At 66.4% G+C, this 18,885-nt stretch carries 17 protein-coding genes and 1 pseudogene; 13 read left to right on the top strand and 5 right to left on the bottom strand.

Annotated features, from left to right (window positions below; translation table 11 throughout):
- Nucleotides 1–669 carry a hypothetical protein gene (locus LDL21_RS12510; protein WP_225280157.1) on the bottom strand — a complete coding sequence of 223 codons (669 nt, stop codon included), beginning with the start codon at nt 667–669 and terminating at the stop codon, nt 1–3.
- Nucleotides 670–988: 319 nt separating this feature from the next.
- On the opposite strand from LDL21_RS12510, the gene LDL21_RS12505 reads away from it, so the two are divergent.
- The 3 genes from LDL21_RS12505 to LDL21_RS12495 are packed head-to-tail and all read left to right on the top strand — an operon-like array spanning nt 989 to nt 4,451.
- Nucleotides 989–1,927 (top strand): polyprenyl synthetase family protein, encoded by a 939-nt coding sequence (locus LDL21_RS12505; protein ID WP_225280156.1) that lies wholly within the window; start codon nt 989–991, stop codon nt 1,925–1,927.
- 41 nt (nt 1,928–1,968) lie between these two features.
- On the top strand, nt 1,969–3,495 hold the full coding sequence (gene crtI, locus LDL21_RS12500; protein ID WP_225280155.1) for a phytoene desaturase family protein: 1,527 nt from the start codon (nt 1,969–1,971) through the stop codon (nt 3,493–3,495).
- A complete protein-coding gene (locus LDL21_RS12495; RefSeq protein ID WP_225280154.1) occupies nt 3,492–4,451 on the top strand; it encodes a phytoene/squalene synthase family protein in 960 nt (319 codons plus the stop codon). Before crtI ends, LDL21_RS12495 begins: the two co-directional genes overlap by 4 nt.
- Before the next feature lie 60 nt (nt 4,452–4,511).
- Here LDL21_RS12495 and LDL21_RS12490 read toward each other — a convergent pair whose 3' ends face one another.
- Both LDL21_RS12490 and LDL21_RS12485 read right to left on the bottom strand, forming a co-directional pair.
- Nucleotides 4,512–5,987 carry an SDR family oxidoreductase gene (locus tag LDL21_RS12490; protein WP_225280153.1) on the bottom strand — a complete coding sequence of 492 codons (1,476 nt, stop codon included), beginning with the start codon at nt 5,985–5,987 and terminating at the stop codon, nt 4,512–4,514.
- A 12-nt stretch (nt 5,988–5,999) separates the two neighbouring features.
- Nucleotides 6,000–6,461 (bottom strand): SRPBCC family protein, encoded by a 462-nt coding sequence (locus tag LDL21_RS12485; protein ID WP_181696183.1) that lies wholly within the window; start codon nt 6,459–6,461, stop codon nt 6,000–6,002.
- Nucleotides 6,462–6,708: 247 nt separating this feature from the next.
- Here LDL21_RS12485 and LDL21_RS12480 point away from each other — a divergent pair, with 247 nt between their 5' ends.
- The 8 genes and pseudogenes from LDL21_RS12480 to LDL21_RS12445 all read left to right on the top strand — a co-directional run bounded on the left by LDL21_RS12480 (nt 6,709) and on the right by LDL21_RS12445 (nt 15,534).
- Nucleotides 6,709–7,380 (top strand): TetR/AcrR family transcriptional regulator, encoded by a 672-nt coding sequence (locus tag LDL21_RS12480; RefSeq protein WP_225280152.1) that lies wholly within the window; start codon nt 6,709–6,711, stop codon nt 7,378–7,380.
- A gap of 6 nt (nt 7,381–7,386) precedes the next feature.
- Nucleotides 7,387–8,397, top strand: coding sequence for an SDR family NAD(P)-dependent oxidoreductase (locus LDL21_RS12475; protein ID WP_225280151.1), 1,011 nt, complete (start codon nt 7,387–7,389; stop codon nt 8,395–8,397).
- A complete protein-coding gene (locus tag LDL21_RS12470) occupies nt 8,387–10,039 on the top strand; it encodes an AMP-binding protein (protein WP_225280150.1) in 1,653 nt (550 codons plus the stop codon). The genes LDL21_RS12475 and LDL21_RS12470 overlap by 11 nt, the downstream gene beginning before the upstream one ends.
- Nucleotides 10,040–10,068: 29 nt before the next feature.
- Nucleotides 10,069–11,571 (top strand): flavin-containing monooxygenase, encoded by a 1,503-nt coding sequence (locus tag LDL21_RS12465; protein ID WP_225280149.1) that lies wholly within the window; start codon nt 10,069–10,071, stop codon nt 11,569–11,571.
- Nucleotides 11,572–11,595: 24 nt separating this feature from the next.
- Nucleotides 11,596–12,433 (top strand): annotated as a pseudogene (locus LDL21_RS12460) (SDR family oxidoreductase).
- On the top strand, nt 12,430–13,356 hold the full coding sequence (locus LDL21_RS12455) for a patatin-like phospholipase family protein (RefSeq protein ID WP_225280148.1): 927 nt from the start codon (nt 12,430–12,432) through the stop codon (nt 13,354–13,356). Before LDL21_RS12460 ends, LDL21_RS12455 begins: the two are co-directional and overlap by 4 nt.
- Nucleotides 13,357–13,690: 334 nt before the next feature.
- The gene (locus LDL21_RS12450) at nt 13,691–15,028 is read left to right on the top strand and encodes a lipase family protein (RefSeq protein WP_443678042.1); all 1,338 of its coding nucleotides are present in this window, start codon (nt 13,691–13,693) and stop codon (nt 15,026–15,028) included.
- Between the two features lie 119 nt (nt 15,029–15,147).
- Nucleotides 15,148–15,534, top strand: a complete 387-nt coding sequence (locus LDL21_RS12445) for a VOC family protein (RefSeq protein WP_225280146.1) — start codon at nt 15,148–15,150, stop codon at nt 15,532–15,534.
- A gap of 140 nt (nt 15,535–15,674) precedes the next feature.
- Here LDL21_RS12445 and LDL21_RS12440 read toward each other — a convergent pair whose 3' ends face one another.
- Nucleotides 15,675–16,244: a TetR/AcrR family transcriptional regulator gene (locus tag LDL21_RS12440; protein WP_225280145.1), complete on the bottom strand. Its 570-nt coding sequence runs from the start codon at nt 16,242–16,244 to the stop codon at nt 15,675–15,677.
- An 86-nt stretch (nt 16,245–16,330) separates the two neighbouring features.
- Here LDL21_RS12440 and LDL21_RS12435 point away from each other — a divergent pair, with 86 nt between their 5' ends.
- Together LDL21_RS12435 and LDL21_RS12430 are read left to right on the top strand one after the other, a co-directional pair.
- A complete protein-coding gene (locus tag LDL21_RS12435; RefSeq protein WP_225280144.1) occupies nt 16,331–16,900 on the top strand; it encodes a hypothetical protein in 570 nt (189 codons plus the stop codon).
- Nucleotides 16,901–16,938: 38 nt separating this feature from the next.
- Nucleotides 16,939–17,736 carry an SDR family NAD(P)-dependent oxidoreductase gene (locus tag LDL21_RS12430; protein WP_225280143.1) on the top strand — a complete coding sequence of 266 codons (798 nt, stop codon included), beginning with the start codon at nt 16,939–16,941 and terminating at the stop codon, nt 17,734–17,736.
- 83 nt (nt 17,737–17,819) lie between these two features.
- Here LDL21_RS12430 and LDL21_RS12425 read toward each other — a convergent pair whose 3' ends face one another.
- A complete protein-coding gene (locus tag LDL21_RS12425; protein WP_225280142.1) occupies nt 17,820–18,485 on the bottom strand; it encodes a cyclase family protein in 666 nt (221 codons plus the stop codon).
- Nucleotides 18,486–18,885 lie beyond the last annotated feature (400 nt).

Raw genomic sequence — 18,885 nt, 5'->3', positions numbered from 1 at the left:
TCACGAGGCATGCGGATATCCGATTTCGGAGATGTCTTGGGCCAGGTCCGCCAGGGTGGCCTCTGGGTTCAACGACGACACGAGTTCCTGGTCCAGCGGCCGCAAGGCATACACGTCACGCACCGCTTTCAGGTCCACGGGGACCTCGTAATAGTCCTCGGCGAAGCGCTGGAACGCTTCAGGTGAGCGGTCGACCAGTAGTTGGAACAGATATGTCGCCCCGTCAGGGTCGGCATGGTCCGGGGGGAAGTCGATCGTGCCGTGGTGCCACTGATCATCCGTCGCCTCCCGCCACAAGCAGGCCGTCACAGCAAGCACGCCGTCTTCGTCGGTGAATGCCGGCTCCTCGACCAAGGGCATGAAGACATCGGGAACTTCGTCGATCACTCCCGGCCAGGGCAGGCGGTCATGGCCATACGGGCTCATCGGCGACTCGTGGCTGAAGCCCCGGACAAATACCCCGGCCACCGAGAAAACGATGGAGTATTCGTCTCCGGACCCGTTGCGCATCGAAGCCATCTCCTGGCCTTCGGCCCAGGCGCCGTTGAAGGAGTAGTACCGGCTTTCCCGGTCCGGGCTCAGGATCGCGTCGAGCATCGCAAGCGCGCGGCACAGGTCCCGCAGGTCGGCGATGGCAGGAAGCCGGCGGGCTACGTCATAGACAGTCACGCGCTCATCCAACCGGATCCCTCCGACACCCGGCCGCGGTGCGGAACAACTTGTGCCGGCGAGGGAGAGCCGACGCGGCAGTAATCGACGCACAAACGATGCATTTTTGGGAAAACGGTGTCACAATCGTGGCGTGAATGCAGAGCGAGCTGCGACCGCAGCCGGACCTCGCGGACTCTCCACCGACGACGGCTCGACACAGTTCGAACGGTGGCTCGCGCAGACACAGAGGTCGGTCCGCGATCACGTCGATGAGTTCGTCCGGGCGCGTTGCGCGGCGGAATTGGACCCGGCGGGGTTCTCACTGCCAGGTCGGCTGATGGTCGACTTCGCGTCGGGTGGCAAGTGCGTGCGGTCGGTGTTCGTCTATCTCGGTTGGCTGTGTGGTGGCGGCGGCGAGTTCGAACCAGCGCTGCGCGCGGCCGCAAGTGTGGAACTGCTACACGCGTTCGCGCTCGTGCAAGACGACGTGATGGACGAGTCCTGTGTCAGACGGGGACGACAGTCGACCCATCTGCGTCTGGCCGCGTGGCATACCGAGCAGGGGTTGTCGGGATCGGCGGCCCGATTCGGCGAATCCGCGGCGATCCTCCTCGCCGACCTGTACCTCGTGTGGGCCGAGCGCATGTTGCGCGAAAGTGGCGTCGGCGCCGCAGCGTTGGGCCGGGCATGGCCACGCTACGACGCGATGCGCAGCGAACTGGCAGTAGGTCAGCTCGCGGACCTGTCCAACGACGCGAACCGCTTTCCGTCCTTGACCGCGGTGATGGACATCGCACGCCGCAAGTCCGGCAATTACACCGTGCGCCGACCCCTGGAACTCGGTGCGGCGATGGCCGACTGCGACGACACCGTGATGGATGTTCTCGGTGCCTACGGCGTACTGGTCGGAGAAGCATTCCAGCTTCGCGACGACCTGCTCGGCGTTTTCGGCGACCCGTCGACCACCGGAAAGCCTTCCGGTGACGATATCCGAGAACGCAAGGCGACCACGTTGATCGCACTGGCCGATCAGCTCGCCGGGCCGCCGGACCGCGCCCGGCTGCGAGATCTCTGGCGGGAAGAGCTGATCGACGAGCAGGGCGTCGCCTTCGCACAGGCGGTGATCGTCGACAGCGGCGCGCGGCAGTGTGCCGAGCGGATGATCCGCGACCGAGTCGAACACGCGCGTCAGCTTCTCGACCGCGCCGACCTCGAACCGTCGGTGGCCGACGCGCTGCACCGAATGGCGCTGTTGTGCACCGACCGTACGTCCTGACCGGCCAGCGTGCCATCGAGAAGTTCGACGGGAAGGTAGAGATGCGAACGATACCGGGAAGAACCGATGAGGTTGTCGTCGTCGGGGCCGGGCTGGCTGGTCTGGCCGCCGCGCTGCACTTGGCGGGACGCGGCCGCGGTGTCACGGTGGTGGAGCGCGACTCGGTCGCAGGCGGTCGAGCCGGGCGGCGCGATATCGACGGTCTTCTGCTCGACACCGGGCCGTCGGTACTCACCATGCCCGACATCGTCGCCGACACCCTCGCCGCGGTGGGGGAGAGTCTCGACTCCCGGCTGGACTTGCTGCCGGTCATCCCGGCCTACCGCGCGCACTTCGCCGACGGCAGCGGGCTCGATATTCACAGCGACGCCACGGCGATGGAGGAATCGGTCGCGGCATTCGCCGGGCCCGAGGAAGTCGCGGGTTACCGCCGATTGCGGGCGTGGTTGAGCGAACTGTATCGCGTCGAATTCGATCGGTTTGTCGCCACGAACGTCGATTCTCCGTTCTCTCTGCTCACACCGGCGCTCGCGCGGTTGATCGCGTTGGGCGGCTTTCGTCGCCTCGACCGGGCGGTCGGATCTTTCCTGACCGACGAACGGCTGCGGCGGGTGTTCACCTTCCAGTCCCTCTACGCGGGTGTTTCGCCACAGCGAGCCCTGGCGCTGTACGCGGTGATCTCCTACATGGACACCGTGGGCGGTGTGTACTTTCCGCGCGGCGGAATGCGCGCGCTACCGGACGCCCTGGCCGCCGCAGCCGTGGATGCCGGTGTGCGGTTCTGCTACGACGAGACCGTCCACGACTTGGAACGGAACGGTTCACGCATCACCGCTGTGTTCACCGAAAATGGACGCAGAATCCCTTGCGACGCAGTCGTTTTGGCGACTGAACTAGCCACAGCCTACGAATTGCTCGATCGCTCTCCGCGGCGTCCGATCAGCTGGCGACCGGCACCGTCTGCGGTCGTCATGCATGTCGGCTTTCCCGCCGGCGTGCCGACCGCACATCACAATCTCGTCTTCGGTGCCGCCTGGAAACAGACCTTCGACGAACTGATCGATGGGGGAGAGTTGATGACGGACCCGTCGCTGCTGGTCACCCGGCCCACCGCGACCGATCCTGGCCTCGCCCCACACGGGCAGGACCTGTTCACAGTTCTCGCCCCGGTGCCCAACCTGTACCGCGGCGAGGATCTGGACTGGGATCGCCGCGCCACCGCTTACAGCGAGGAACTCGCGGCGATCGTCGAGGACCGGTTGGTTCCGGGCTTCGTCGAGAACTCCACGATCGTGCATGTGGACACCCCCGCCGATTGGCAACGGCAGGGCATGCTGGCCGGTACTCCGTTCTCGCTCGCGCACACTTTCGCCCAAACCGGTCCGTTCCGTCCCGCGAACATGCCACGCGGAGTGACCAATGCGGTGCTGGCCGGCTGTGGCACCGTTCCTGGTGTCGGCGTGCCGACGGCACTGTTGTCGGGTCGTCTCGCCGCCGACCGTGTAACCGGCGCTGTGACCACCTCGCGGTCTTCGTCCTCCACCGCGGCCAGGAGCGAACGACGATGACTCGCACGGAACTCGACGCCGCCGGTATCCGCGATGCCCAGTTGCGTGAGTCCTATCTGAGATGCCGGGAGCTCAACGCCCGGCACGGGCGCACATTCTTCCTCGCCACTCGGCTGCTCGCGCCAGCCCAGCGCCCCGCGATCCACGCGCTCTACGGTTTCGCCCGATGGGCGGACGACATCGTCGACGAACCCCCGACCGGCGACGCCACCGGTTCTGCGGCGGCACGCCTGGACGCGGTGGCGAAGACCATGCGCGACAGTCTTCGCGGTACCCACGACGACCCGATCCTTGCCGCGCTTGCCGATACCGCCGCCCGATACGAGATCGAGCACGCGCTGTTCGACGATTTCCTCGACTCGATGCGGATGGATCTGACGGTGACCGACTACCCGGATCGGGCCGCGCTGGATCGCTATATCCACGGTTCGGCAGCGGTGATCGGCCTGCAGGTACTGCCGGTGCTCGGCACCATCGGCCCCCGACCCGAGGCCGCTCCCTACGCGGCGGCGCTGGGAAAAGCCTTCCAGCTCACCAACTTCCTTCGCGACGTTGCCGAAGACCTCGACCGTGGCCGGGTGTATCTGCCTGCCGACGAGCTGGCTGCTTTCGGTGTGGACCGCACCCGGTTGCAGTGGTGCCGGACCAATCGGCGCACCGACCCCAAGGTGCGGTCGGCGCTGGCCGCTCAACACGCCGTCGCCCGGGACTGGTACCGGTACGCCGATGCCGGAATCGCGTTGCTGCACCCGGTATCTCGACCGTGCGTCGCCACCGCGGCCATCTTGTATTCGGAGATTCTCGACCGGATCGAACAGAGCGAGTTCGCGGTGTTCACCGCGCGAGCGACCGTGGGCAATGCGCGCCGGACTCGCGTCGCCGGTTCGGCGCTGGCTCGTGCGTTGTGGGCGCGGCGAGGTAGCCGGGCACGGGCACTGACCCCGACCGAAGGCTGATCTGTTCGGGTCGAACCCAAGATGCGGATACCTCGGGCCCCGATCCGAGGGTCCGAATCTTCAACCTTTCGGCGTGCTGTCGGGGGTGCGTTCCGCAGTACTCGTGATGTTGCGGACCATGCCCCCGAAAACGGCGCTGTGGAAGGGGCTGATCGCCTTCCAATACAGGTGCCCGGCAAGTCCGTGCGGTTGAAAGATCGCGCGTTGGCGGTATCGGGAACCACCGTTCGGGGTGGGTTCGACACCGAGCTCGAGCCATGCCAGGCCCGGGACCCGCATCTCGGCGCGAAGGCGCAGCAGGTGTGGCCGGTCGATATATTCCACGCGCCACCAGTCCAACGCCTCGCCGGAGTGCAGGCGCCGAGGGTGTTTACGGCCGCGGCGAAGTCCGACACCCCCGGCCACCCGGTCGATCCAGCCGCGCAGCGACCAGGCCAGCGGGAACGAATACCAGCCGTTCTCACCGCCGATGGATTCGATCACCGCCCATACCGTGTCCGGATCTGCGGAGGTGTGATGTTCGCGAACGTCCTCATAGAGGGAGCCGCCGGACCAGTCCGGATCGGTGGGCAAGGGATCGGAGGGTGCGCCGTAGGTGCTTGCATCGGACCAACGAGTGGGCACCTCGGCGTTGCGGATGCGGGTCAGCGCCAGCTCCACGGCACGTCCGTACCGGGTGAGGCCCTCCGGCGGATCCGAGATGTATGCGGCGATGTCGTGCTCGCCACAGACGACCTCGTGGACGAGCGACTCGATGAGCGGCACTGCGAGCGCACGGGGCACCGGGGTCACCAGATTGACCCACTGCGCGGACAGCCACGGCGTGAGCACCGGAACCGGCAGCACGACTCGACGATTCAGCCCGGCCACGACGGCGTATTCGCGCATCATGGTCAAGTAGGTCATCACGTCGGGTCCGCCGATATCGAAGGCGCGGTTGACCTCGGCGGGCAACTCCGCGGCGTGCACCAGGTAATACAGAACGTCTCGAACAGCAATCGGCTGAATCCTGTTGTGAACCCACCGCGGGGTGACCATCGCGGGCAGGCGCTCGGACAGATACCGCAGCATCTCGAAACTTGCCGACCCGGATCCGATGATCACCGCCGCACGCAACTCCACAGTGGGAACACCGGACGCACGCAGGATCTCTCCGACCTCGGCACGGGAGGCCAGGTGGCGGGACAGTTCGGTGTGTGGCGGGACGATCCCGCCGAGATAGACGATGCGCCCGACCCCCGCCGACAACGCTGCCGCCCCGACGATCTGGGCGGCTTCACGGTCGATATCGGCGAAGTCGCGGCGGGTCAACGAGTGCACCAGGTAGTAGACGACCTCCCGACCGGCCACCGCCGCGCGCACCTGGTCGCTGTCGGTGACATCGCCCTCGACCACCTCGACCCGATCGAGCCACGGCACTTCGGCCAGTTTCGCCGGTGTCCGGGCGACCACCCGGACATCATGACCGGCCTGAAGCAATTCGGGGACCAACCGGCCACCGATGTAGCCGGTCACCCCGAAGATCACACACCGCATGCTGATTCGCGACTAGGGCTTGGGGCGATCGACATCGCCGCGCCACGCTCCGGTTTCCGACCCACGGCTTTCGATGAAGTCTTTGAAGCGGCGCACGTCCCCCTTGATACGGCGATCGAGCACCCCGGTCTTGTCCGCGATGTTCTCGACGAAGCCCTCCGGATCGATGTCCATCTGCACGGTGACCCGGGTCGTCGAGTCGTCGAGCCGATGAAAGGTGACCACTCCGGCATGCTGCGGTCCATCGTCGGATTTCCAGGCGATGCGTTCCTCCGGGTGCTGCTCGGTGATGGTGGCATCGAATGTCCGGGTAGCTCCGGCGATGTCGACGGTCCATCGGGTGTGGGTGTCGTCGAGTTGTTCGATGCGGTCGACACCGTGCATGAACTGGGGGAACGATTCGAACTGGGTCCACTGGTTGTAGGCGGTCGCCACCGGCACGTGCACGTCGACGGCTTCGATGACAGTGCTCATTCTCGGCCTCCTCGGGGTTGAATTCGTCCAGCTAGCGGTCGAGTGCCCACTTGCTTCGAATCCACACCGATTGATGCATATTCGCTTCAATGCCGACGACTACTCCCACTCGCGAGGAGCCTTGTTGTGCGGCGCAGCGCCCTGCACGCCCAGATATTTGAATCCTGTTCAGAAAATCCTTGACCGACGTCGCCGAAGCCGCTTACGCTCAAGTTACTGAATCTGATTCAACAACTCGGGAGGTGTGATGGTCGGCAATCGGCGCGGTGAGGCCTCGCGTGCGGCGCTGCTCGCGGCAGGCAAGGCGGCGTTCAGCAGCGACCGCTACGAAGAGGTCTCCATCGTCGACCTGGCGCGCTCCCTGGGGGTGGCAGCGGGGTCGATCAGCTACCACTTCGGCGGGAAACGAGGCTTCTACCTCGCGGTATTGGAGCAGGCCGCCGAAGAGTTCTGGGGAGATCTGCTGGCCATGCGCGGCCCGGCCCTGGATCGACTGAACCGGGGCATCGACCGGCTGCTCGATGAAGCCGAGCAGCAGCCGCGCGCGTTCGAAGCGCTGTTCGCCGATGTCGCCGACGCCGAAGTGCGTCAGATCCGCGACCGGCACCGCACCCAATTGACCGAAGCTCTGCTCATCGAGGTGACCGGCTCGGACTCGTCACCGGTGTTGCGGGCGGCGATAAACGGCTTCGTGTCCTTCATCGAAGGTCTGGTCCTGCACTGGTCGCGCACCCGCGAGATCAGCCGCGAGCAGGTCAAAGACCTGGTCGTCGGCAATATGTTCGGCACGATCCTGGCCGCCCTGCGCACCGACCCCGATATCGAGCTGACCCAGCGGGCGATCGACGCCACGCTGTCGGATCCCCAAGCATTGGCCTTTCTGGGCTCCCTGTCCACCATGTCGAAGACGACGGAGTGATCACTGATGTCTGAAGTTCTGCCCACCGGTCCCTCGCGGATCGTCGAAACTCCGTTCGCCCGCGCGGTCGCCTGGGTCATCGGACCGCGCGGGTTGCGCAGTCAGGCGGCATTGCGTCGTGAGGTCGAGGGCAAGGTGGTCGTGATCACCGGTGCGTCGTTCGGCGTCGGCGAAGCGACCGCGCGATGGTTCGCGGCGGCTGGTGCCCGGGTGGTGATCGCCGCTCGTTCGATGGAACGGTTGCTCGAGGTGGCCGAGGAGATCAACGCTGCTGGGGGAGAGGCCTATCCGTACCGGCTGGACCTGACCGACGAGCAGTCGGTCGCCGAGTTCGCGGCGTCGGTGCGTTACGACCTCGGCGAGGTCGATGTGCTGATCCACAACGCAGGCAAATCCTTGCGCCGATCGATCCACCTGTCCTACGACCGGCCGAAGGACATCACCGCCACCACCGGCGCGAACTATCTCGGGCCGATGCGCCTCACCCTGGCTCTGCTGCCGGGGATGCGGGCGCGCGGTAGCGGTCACATCGTGAACGTCTCCACCGTGGGGATCATGTTCCCGAACGCACCGAAGTGGGGGTTCTACCTCTCGTCGAAGCTTGCTTTCGACTGGTGGATGCGTGCGGTCGGGATGGAAGCGCGCGCCGACGGGGTCACCTTGACCACGTTCTACGGCGGATTGCTGCACACGCGGATGAGCGCGCCGAGCCGGTGGATGCGGGTGCTGCCCGGTCAGACTCCCGACGACGCGGCGAAGGTGTTGGCCAAGGCGGTGGTGAAGAAGCCGCGCACGATGACTCCGCTGTACGGATTCCCGTCGGCGATCAACGCGACCGTGTTCCGGTGGCCGCTGGAAGTGCTCGTCGAGCGGATCTTCCGCAATCTCGGTGACACCGAGGCCTCGCTGTCACGGCTGCGCCCGCATGTTCCGGTGACCCCGGCCGAGGCCACCGCACCGACGGCGCAGGCCACCGGCCCTTCCACGAACGGGCAGGTGCGCACGGATGTCCGCTGACCTGAATCACAGTCTGCGTCAGTGGAGTTCGGCGATCCCGGCGGTCCTGTCGTCGGGAATGCTGACCCCGGTCGGCCCGCGCAAGGCCGTGGCGTTGGCGCGCAGCTTCTACCGGTACGGCCCGACACCGGCGATGTTGTTGGCAGCGACCGCCATCCGGCACCCGGACAAGGTCGCGATCATCGACGACACCGGGCAACTGACCTATCGCCGGCTGCAGCAGCGGGCCGAAGCGATCGCCGCGGCCCTGTTCGCCGCGTGCCCGGCAGCGCCGAAATCGGTGGGCATCATCTGCCGCAACCATCGCGGGTTCGCCGAGGCGATGGCCGCGGGCGCGCAGCTGGGCGCGGAGCTGATCTTCATCAACACCGAACTGCCGGCCCCGCAATTGCAAGCGATCCTCGCCCGGCACGACCCGGATGTGCTGATCTACGACGACGAATACGCCGTCACCGTGGAGAAGGCCGACTTCGCGGGATTGCGGGTGCTGGCTTGGTGTGAACCGCACGCCGACCTCACGGGGTTACCGACGCTGGACGACCTGGCCGCCCGCAGTCATCCCGCACCGCCGAGGGTGCGCCATGCGGTGAAGCTGACCTTGCTGACCTCGGGCACCACAGGTCTCGCGAAAGGTGTGCCGCGCGCGGTCGAACCGCGCGCAATCGTGTTGCTGACGTTGACCGCGATGGCGATCCTGCGGCTGCGGTCAACCGACCGGGTGTTGGTCGCGCCGCCGATGTTCCACGGCTTCGGGCTGTTGTCGCTACTCGGGCCACTGGCCTTGGGCGGTACCGCGATCTGCCGACGTCGTTTCGACGCGGCGACCGCGCTCGACGACATCGCCCGCCACCAGGTCAGCGTGGTGATGGCCGTGCCGGTCATGCTGCAACGACTACTCGCTGTGCCGGGGCTGGCCGAGAGCCGGTCAGCGCGGTCGTCACTGCGAGTCATGGTGACCGGTGCGGCACCGATCTCGCCGACCACGATCTCGAAGCTGATCGAGGCCTTCGGCCCGATCCTGGTCAACGGGTACGGCTCGACCGAGGCCGGTCTGGTCACCATCGCCACGCCGGTCGATCTCGTCGCCGCGCCTGACACGATCGGCCGGGCCGCGCTCGGGGTGTCGGTGCGGATCCTGCGCGCGGACCGCAGCGAGGCGGCGACAGGTGAGATCGGTGAGATCTTCGTGCGCAGCGGTCTGGAATACACCGGATACACCCCCGACCCCACCGCGAAGGTCTCGACCAAAGAGGTCATCGACGGGCACGTCTCCACCGGCGACATGGGCCATTTCGATGCTTCGCGACGGTTTTTCATCGACGGCCGCGCCGACGACATGATCGTCTCCGGCGGAGAGAACGTCTTTCCCGGCGAGGTCGAGGACCGCCTCGCCACCCACCCCGACATCACCGAAGCGGTCGTGATCGGCGTCCCCGATCCCGAATTCGGACAGGTCCTCAACGCGTTCGTCGTGCTCGGACCGGGTGTTGCCGCGCCGGGGGAGGACGCGCTCAAACAGCATGTGCGCGAAGGTCTCGAGCGCTACAAGGTGCCCAAGCGGTTCGTCGTGCTCGACGAGATCCCCCGCAACGCCAGCGGCAAGGTCCTGCGGGCGAAACTGCACGCACTGGCCGGGTCGTGAACCACTCCTCTGCTCGAAAGGCAAAGCTGATGGCAATAAGGCCGGTTCGTGCGCCGAAGATCATCATCATCGGTGCCGGTGTCGCCGGGATCGCCTCGGCGGTGACGTTCAAGAAGGCCGGTTTCGACGATTTCGTGATCCTGGAGAAGGGATCCGACGTCGGTGGGGTGTGGTTCTGGAACCGCTACCCCGGATTGACCTGTGACGTGCCCTCGCAGCTCTACCAGTTCGGGTTCGCGCCCAAGCCCGATTGGAGCCGGGTCTGGGCCACCGGTCCGGAGATCCAGCGCTACCACGCCGAGGTCGTCGACAAGTTCGGGCTGCGTGAACACCTGCGTCTGAACAGCGAAGTGACCGACGCGGTCTTCGACGGACGCGGTTGGGTCGTCACCCTTGCCGACGGCACCGAGTCGACGGCGGACTTCGTCATCGCCGCGACCGGGGTACTGCATCACCCGTTCGTCCCTGAGATCCCGGGCCTCCACACTTTCACCGGCGACACGGTGCACACGGCGCGATGGGACGATTCGCTCGTTACCGTGGACAAACGGATCGCGGTGATCGGCTCGGGATCGACTGGTGTGCAGGTTGTTTCGGCGTTGCAGCCGGGGGCGGCGAAGCTGAGCCAGTTCACCCGCACTCCGCAATGGGTGTTGTGGGCACCGATGGGGTCGGCCCAATCCAAGCTGGTGGCAAAGCTTCTCGCCGCCTCACCCACGGTGCATGATCGGGTGTACGCGGTGTCGCTGTGGGCCTCGGGCATCCTCGCCGATGTCGCGTTGCGCCCCACCTGGCGGCGGACAGCGCTGCAACAGCTCGCCCGGTTGTCGCTGCGAGCGCAGGTGCGGGACCAAGACCTGCGAGACGCGCTGACACCGGACTACCAGCCGCTGTGTAAGCGGCAGGTCGTCTCCGGCACGTACTACCGGGCCATTCAGGCCGACAATGCCGAGCTGGTGACCGACAAGATCACCGAGATCACCCCGAACGGGATCCGCACCGCCGACGGACGCGAACATCCTGTCGATGTCATCGTTTTCGCCACGGGTTTCCACCCGCACAACTACATGCGTCCGTTGAACCTGCGCGGCCGCGACGGCCTGCACATCGACGAGGCTTGGGCGAAAGGCCCACGCGCCTACCGGATGACGGCGATCCCCGGTTTCCCGAATCTGTTCACGGTGCTCGGCCCGAATTCGCCGACGGGCTCGATCTCGCTGCAGTACTCGGCCGAACTGACCGCCCGCTACATCACCCGCTGGTTGCATCGGTTCGCCACCGGTGAGCTCGACACCGTCGAGGTCACCGAGGCTGCGACAGCCCGGTTCAACGACGCAGTCGCTGAAGCGATGGGCCCGACGGTGTGGAACACCGGCTGCAATTCCTGGTACTTCACCGACCAGAACACGATCGACCTGTGGCCTTTCGACCGAAAGACGATGACGGCCATGCTCACCGAACCCGACGACCGCGACTTCCTCATCGGCTCGCCCGCACACCATGGCGCTGTAGCCGAGTCGACGACCGTCTGACAACCGACCAGGACAAGGACAACGATGTCTCGCAATTCCCGAATCGACCTCAACGGCGCTGTCGTCGTGATCACCGGCGGCGGCCGGGGAATCGGTGCCGCCACCGCACAAGCGTTCAGCGCCAAGGGCGCCCGGGTGTGGATCGGTGACATCGACACCGACGTCGCCGCGGCCACCGCCGCCTCGATCCCGCACTGCCACAGCGCACGCCTGGACGTCACCGGCGTCGAGTCATGGCGCGAATTCCTCACCGAGGTCATCGGCGCCGAAGGGCGCCTCGACGTCCTGGTCAACAATGCCGGGGTCATGCCGCTGGGCAGCTTCACCGAGGAAACCGAAGCAACCACCGACTTGATCCTCGACGTCAACGTGCGCGGGGTCGTCAACGGCATGCGCGCCGTTCTCCCCGGCATGGTCGAAACCGGTCGCGGCCACATCGTCAACGTCGCCTCGATGGCCGGGATGATCCCGATCCCCGGCATGGTGACCCACCATCACCGCGGTACTGCCCTCCGCGGTGCGCACGGAACTGTCGTCGGGGGCCACCCTGGGCAAAGGAATACCCACCGTGGATCCCGAAGACGTCGCCCGCGCCGTCGTCGACAGCGTGCACCGCACACCCGAAACCATCTCTGTCCCAGGCTGGTTGGCGCCGGGCTGGTCGGTGGTGCAGGCACTGGTGCCCAGCTTCGTCGAAAACCGCGTGCGTCGCCTCGTCGACGACCGCCGCGCGCTGACCGGCATCGATGCCGAGAGCCGTCGCGCCTACACCGAGCGCATCGAACGCCACGCCGATCAACACGCCACAGCCGTCACCGCCTCGGCGGCGCCGAAGCGTGGCCGAAAGGCCGGTTCCCGATGACCTCACGCGCACTGGTGATCGGCTGCGGCGGCACGATCGGCGCGGCTTGGATCGTCGCCGCCCTGGATGCTCTGTCGAAGCAATTGGACTGGGATCCCCGCACCGCCGACCTCATCCAAGGCACCTCCGCGGGCGCTGAACTGATCACACTGCTCGCCGGCGGGGTCTCGGTCGACGAGTTGGTCCGCATGCAGCAGGGCACGGCCCACGACAGACGGTTGCGTGATCACCACGACGCCGCACCACCTTCCTTGCCGCCGCTACCCATTCCGCGCCTGCTCAACCCTGGCTTGCTGCGTTCGCAGCGCGGACTGGCCGCCCTGTCGGGCATCGCCCCGACCGGGCGTGGCGATGCGAGCTGGCTGGCCCGCCTGGCCGAGGCATACACACGCGAAGGGGCATGGCTGAACCATCCCGCTGCCCGGATGGTCGCGGTCGATACCGAGTCCGGTCAGCGGGTCGCGTTCGGTGCCCCCGATGCTCCTGCGGTGTCGGCGGCGACCGCGTTGCAGGCCTCGTGGGCGGTGCCGGGTTGGATGCCGCCGGTCACAGCGGGCGGCAGGACCTACATCGATGGCGGGGTGGCCTCGACCGCGTCGCTGGATCTGTTGGCAGACCACGGTTTCGACGAGATCTACCTCATCGCACCGATGGCCTCACCGGACCGCGCACGCATTCCCGGACTCGGCGGCTTCCTGGAGGACAGGTGCTTGCGACGACCGATGACCGACATCCTCACCGCGGAGATCGCCACCGTGCGTGCTCGCGGCACCCGGGTGATCGCGATCTGCCCACGCGTCAACGATCTGGCGCACCTGCCGGCGAACTTCATGAACCGGCGCGCGCGCCACGTCGCGTTCGCCGCCTCGATGCACACCGCCCGCCTAACCGTCTCGCGTGCCCTGACCGTCGCCGCCAGCTGAGAGCTGTTGCCCAGGGGCGGCCTGGATTCATGGCATGGGGTCAGTTCCACATGCCCGCTCAGGATGTGCCCCGCGGCGGGCACCGGCTGACCGGGATACGCCGTCGTCCGAGGCCGTCGCGGTTCCTTTCCGGTCTCCGGCGATGCTCGCCACCAGGCCGAGCCCCGCAAATCGGCAATGCGACTTCGGTGGAGATGTGACCGTTGACACTCTCTCCCTCGCATGGGAATCTGAATCGAATTCATATTGAATTCGATTCAGAAAAGAGGAATTGATGTTCACAGAATCGGTCGGAGCACAGCGCATACCGGTCGGCCGGCGTAAGACGTGGGTGATGCTCGCCGTGCTGGCTCTGACGGCCACGGCGGCCCTGAGCGTCGGAGCCGGATCAGCCGCGGCTGCGCCGGATTCCGGCTCGGCGACGGGGTCGTCCTCGGGTTCGGGGCAGGCTGGTGACTTCTACCTCCCGCCCACACCCCTCCCGGACGGCGAACCAGGCCAGATCCTGCGCAGCGAGCCATATGCGCTGGCCTGGGCCATGCCCGGACAGCAAGGCCAACTACCCGCCAACGCCACTCGCATCATGTACCTCAGCGCCGACACCCACGGTGAACCGGCCGCAGTCACCGGTACCTATCTCGAACCCACTCTGCCGTGGCACGGGCCGGGCCCACGCCCGCTGATCGCGGTCGCGCCGGGCACCCAGGGTCAAGGCGACCAGTGCGCACCGTCGAAAACCTTGGCCGAGCTCATCCACTACACCTTCCCCCTCGACATCTGGGTCAGCTACGAGATGATCACCGTCTACGCGCTGCTCGCACGGGGCATGGCCGTGGTCATGACCGACTACCACGGCCTGGGCACCCCCGCCGTGCACGACTACGTCAACCGGGCCGCCGAAGCCCATGCGGTCCTCGACTCCGTTCGCGCCGCCGAAGCATTGACCGGAATCTCGCGTCCCAGTGGCATTTTCGGCTACTCCCAAGGTGGTGGTGCCGCAGCCGCGGCCGCCGAACTGCAGGGCGAATACGCTCCCGAACTCGACGTGCGCGGCACGTACGCCGGAGCTCCGCCCGCCGACCTGCGCGATCTCATGCTCAGCGCCCCGGCCGTCAACGGGATCATCCCCGGTGTGATCGGTGGCTTCGGAACGGGATTGCTGGGCTATGTACTCAACGGAATCGTCGCCAACCATCCCGAAACAGCCCCCATCATCGATGCCGCAACCAACCCCGCCGGCAAGCAGATGATGGCCGAGCTGGCCGACACCTGTATCGGCGAAGCCGTCTTCCGCACCATGCTGCGCCCGGCGACCTGGTACACCACCGGTGGACGCATGCCCGCCCAGATCATCGACAGCTCACCGGAACTGTCGGCCATCATCGACGAGCAGCGCATCGGCAGGCGCAAGCCCATCGCACCGGTCCTGATCGCCGCAGGCACCAACGACGATGTTCTGACATACCCTCAGGTCCGCCGCCTCGCCGTCGACTGGTGCGCACACGGCGCGACCGTGCAACTGGACACCACCGCCTGGCTACCGCCGCTGTTCCCCAGCACCGCGATCGGACACCTGCTGGCATACCTACCCGCCACCTTCGCCGCACATGACTGGCTCACCCAACGCCTCGCCGGTGCGCCTGCCCCGAGCAACTGCTCCGCACTGCCCTGATCTGCTGGAAGTCAGTCGATGACGCGCCCGGAGCGTTGCGTTTCGCGGGCGGGGTCCGGTCGAACGGACCGGCGGCACGAAGTTGACCTGCACTGCGGTTGAGGTTGCACAGTGGCCGGATGCGGATGAATCAGATCACCATCGGTGCTATCGACCTTGCCCGGTCCAAGCAGTTCTATGCGCTGCTCGGGCTACAGCTGATCGTCGAAAACGACCACTACCTGCGTTTCCGATGCCCTGATGGGGACAGCACGTTTTCGGTCGAGCTCGTCGACTCCCTGCACGGCGATGGGCGGGTGTCCATCTACTTCGAATCCGACGACCTCGACAACCAGTGCGCTCGGCTACGTGCCGCGGGTGTGGTGTTCGACAGTTCGCCCGTCGACACACCATGGCTGTGGCGCGAGGCATGGCTGCACGATCCGGACGGTCATCGGCTCTGCCTGTTCTACGCCGGAGAAAACCGGCTCGACCCACCGTGGCGGATCGCCGACCCGGCATCATAATTGCGGCCGACCGACAGTCGATCAGGGCTCTCGGCCACCGCACGAGTCACTGCCCATCCTGCGTGCGGGTACTCGATGTGCCTGTGCGGCAGCGTGATCGGAGAATCGCGGCTGGTTCGCTGATTTCCGGACCGACGGCCTCAGGAAGCGGCCTTCGGCGGACCGGATGCGGTGGTGAGGCTGCGGACGAGCAGGTCGATGACCGCTCGCTTGTCCGCGTCGTCGTGCTTATGGGTGAGGAGTCCTTCGACGACGAAGGTGCCGATGGCCGACATGGTGGCGAGGTCGGTCTCGGCGACGCCGGCTGCGCGGAGATTCGCGGCGAACAGCGCGTCGGCCAGCTGGTGGAAACCGGTGTGCCAGGCGTCTACCGAGCTGGAGGCGGCTACCCGGGCGTGCACGGTGTTGACCAGCCCGTGCAGCTGTTCGAGTTGGTCGACCACCCACAGCAGCTGCTCGTTCAGCGGCAGGCCGTCGATCTCCGCGTAGGTGGCCAGCGCCTCGGCAAGGATGCGGTCCAGGACCGCGATGAGCAGCTCGTCCTTGTCCTGGAAGTACCAGTAGATCGTATTGACGGTGACTCCCGCGCTCTTGGCGATCCGCGCCGTGGACGCCGAGTCGAAGCCGTCGTCGATGAGCAGGCGCCGGGCAGCGGCGATGATCTCCTCTCGCTTCTCCTCACGGTTCTGCGGACGTCGATTCCTTGGCACCTCACCACTTTATCTTGAACCTCGCTCAAGAAGGCGGTACGTTTCTTGAGCGACGTTCAAGAAATTGCGAGATGAGGCTGGTTCCCATGGACTCCGACAACGTGGCCGACGAGCTGCGCCGACTCGACACCCGAGGTCTGCTTGCCCTGTTCACCACCCTGGAAGCCCCAACGATTGCCGAAATCGACGGCGAGTACGCCGCGGCTCTGCTTGCCCAGCCGAACCTGTTCGCCGTGGTGACCGGAAAGATGGCCGTGGCCAACCCGCTGGAGCCGTGGCGGTGCAAGGCGTTCCGGCCCGTCGACGAGAACAGCGGACGTGGTTACAACACCTTCGGCGTGGGCGGCCGAGTCCGGCAGCGCTACCCGATGCGCACGCTCTCGGCCCCGTCCCGCTATGACGGCGCACCGTCCTACACGCTCGTCTATCGCGCCTACACCTCGATCTGCGGCTCGATCCACATGGTGGACGAGGTGCGGCGTGCCGCGCCCGGCGTCTACCTGGGCATCGGCACCTGGGGATTCACCGATGCCCAGCGCCGCATCCCCCGGCCCTTCCTGCTGACCGGCCCCATCGGGTCCTATCGCGGCGACATCGGTAAAGCCCGCCGTGACTTCACCCCCGGCTCCCGCGAGCTGCCCGGTCCGCCCGCCTGACACCACTCGTTTCCCGGCCCAACCCGAATGAAGGAATCATGACCACAACTCCTCGCACCGCGCTGATCACCGGCGCGTCCGCCGGCATCGGCGCGGCGTTCGCCCACCACCTCGCCGCGAACGGCTACCAACTGCTGCTCGTCGCCCGCCGCGCCGATCGTCTCCGGGAACTCGCCGCGCAGCTGAGCGCACGCCACGATGTGCGCTGCGAGGTGTTCGCCGCCGACCTCACCGACAGCGCCGCACCCGCCGCGATCGTGGACTACGCCGACGGGCAGGGCTTGGACGTCGACGTCCTGATCAACAACGCCGGTCTGTCGGGCAAGACGGCTTTCGCCGACACCGCATGGGACTCCCTGGCCGGGGAAATCCAGCTGATGGTCACCGCCCCGACCGAACTCGCCCACCTCGTCATTCCCGGCATGAAGAAGCGTCACTGGGGACGCATCATCAACCTGTCGTCGGTCGCTGCCTTCGCCCCGCCCGGCGCCGGTCTGCTCTACACCGGCATCAAGTCCTACGTCCTCGACACCTCGCAAGCCCTCGACATGGAACTCAAACCCCACGGCATCCACGTCACCGCACTGTGCCCCGGCTTCACCCGCACCGAATTCCACGATGTCATGGGCACACGCGACAAAGCCGACCACCTGCCCCGCATCCTCTGGCAGCAGCCCGACGCAGTAGTCACCGAGGGGTGGGATGCAGTGATGAAGGGCAACCCCGTGTGTGTCCCGGGCATCGTCAACAAGATTTCCGCCGCCGCAATGAAGCCCCTGCCCGTCCGCCTGGGCTACTTCCTCGGAAAGACGTTCAACCCCTTCAAGAACAGCTGAATTCAATCGTCCGGTGCATTGATCCAGGAACACCGGTTGGATTTCCCGGCTCGGCTTGTTTGAGGTGTTGCCGGAGAGATTGCTCAGTCGAGACCTCGACCCCCGATCCGGGCCACCGCCCGGATCGGGGCGCCATCGGCTCCACGCAGCGGTAGCGGGAACAACGAAACCTCGATCGATTCGCCTGCGGCCTGCGCGTTCGACAACTCGTCGAGCGCGGTCAGGTTCTCGGCGATCACGGCGTGCGCGCCGCACAGGATCCGGTGCGCGGGCAGGTCAGAGTCGTCGATCCCGGACGGGTCGATGCTCGGCGCGTCGATGCCGATGGTCCGGATTCCCTTGTCCACCAGCAGTTGCGCTGCTTCCGGGTGCAGATACGGGTGCGTGAAGTAGTCCGAGGTGCCCCATCGCGAAGCCCAACCGGTGGCGATCAGCACGATCGTGGCAGCCGGCAGGCCGACGTCGAACAGTGTCGGTCCGATCGCGGTGCGCGCCGGCACCGACCGCGCATCCACGATCCAGGCGGGGCCGACGAAGCGCTCGAGAGGTAGCTGGTCCAATGTCGGCAGGCTGTCGTCCAGATGAGCCGGTGCGTCGACGTGTGTCCCGGATTGCGACCCCAGATGCACGCGCAGCACGTTCACCCCGTCGGTGGCGGCACGCAACGCCGGTTCCAGCAGAACTTCCGGATCGCCCGGAAACACCGGCATGCCGGTGTGGATCGGCCGGGTCAGATCGATCAGGCGCACCACGTCAGCATACGAGAGCCGTCGACCGCGCCCGGGCCGTTGTGCTGCTCACACGCGAAAACTGTTGGCGCCGCGTGATATTCGCCGGATAGCCTGGATGAGACCCGCCGAGTAGCTCAGGGGAGGAGCGAAACTATGTGGGACTGGGGGAAATCTGTCGCCGAGCACGCGGCCGCCACCGCGTGGACCGCCTGGCCACCGCCGGAGAAACCACCGACCGTAGTCGACCCACCGCCGGGTCGCGCGACACGAAGCCGGTCATGTCGAGTGGTTCGAAAGAGGGTCGAGATGGTGGATCCGCAGTAGATCGCCTCGTCGGCCGACCGCTCGGTCTCGGTCACCTGGGTCGAGGAGACCGCCGATCGAGTGTTCGATGGGAGACGCGTGGTTGGGTCGGACT

The organism is Nocardia rosealba (genome assembly GCF_020216065.1).
Lineage (GTDB): Bacteria > Actinomycetota > Actinomycetes > Mycobacteriales > Mycobacteriaceae > Nocardia > Nocardia rosealba.
The sequence above is the reverse complement of the archived record's forward strand: the minus strand, read 5'-3'. Positions and strand labels throughout refer to the sequence as shown.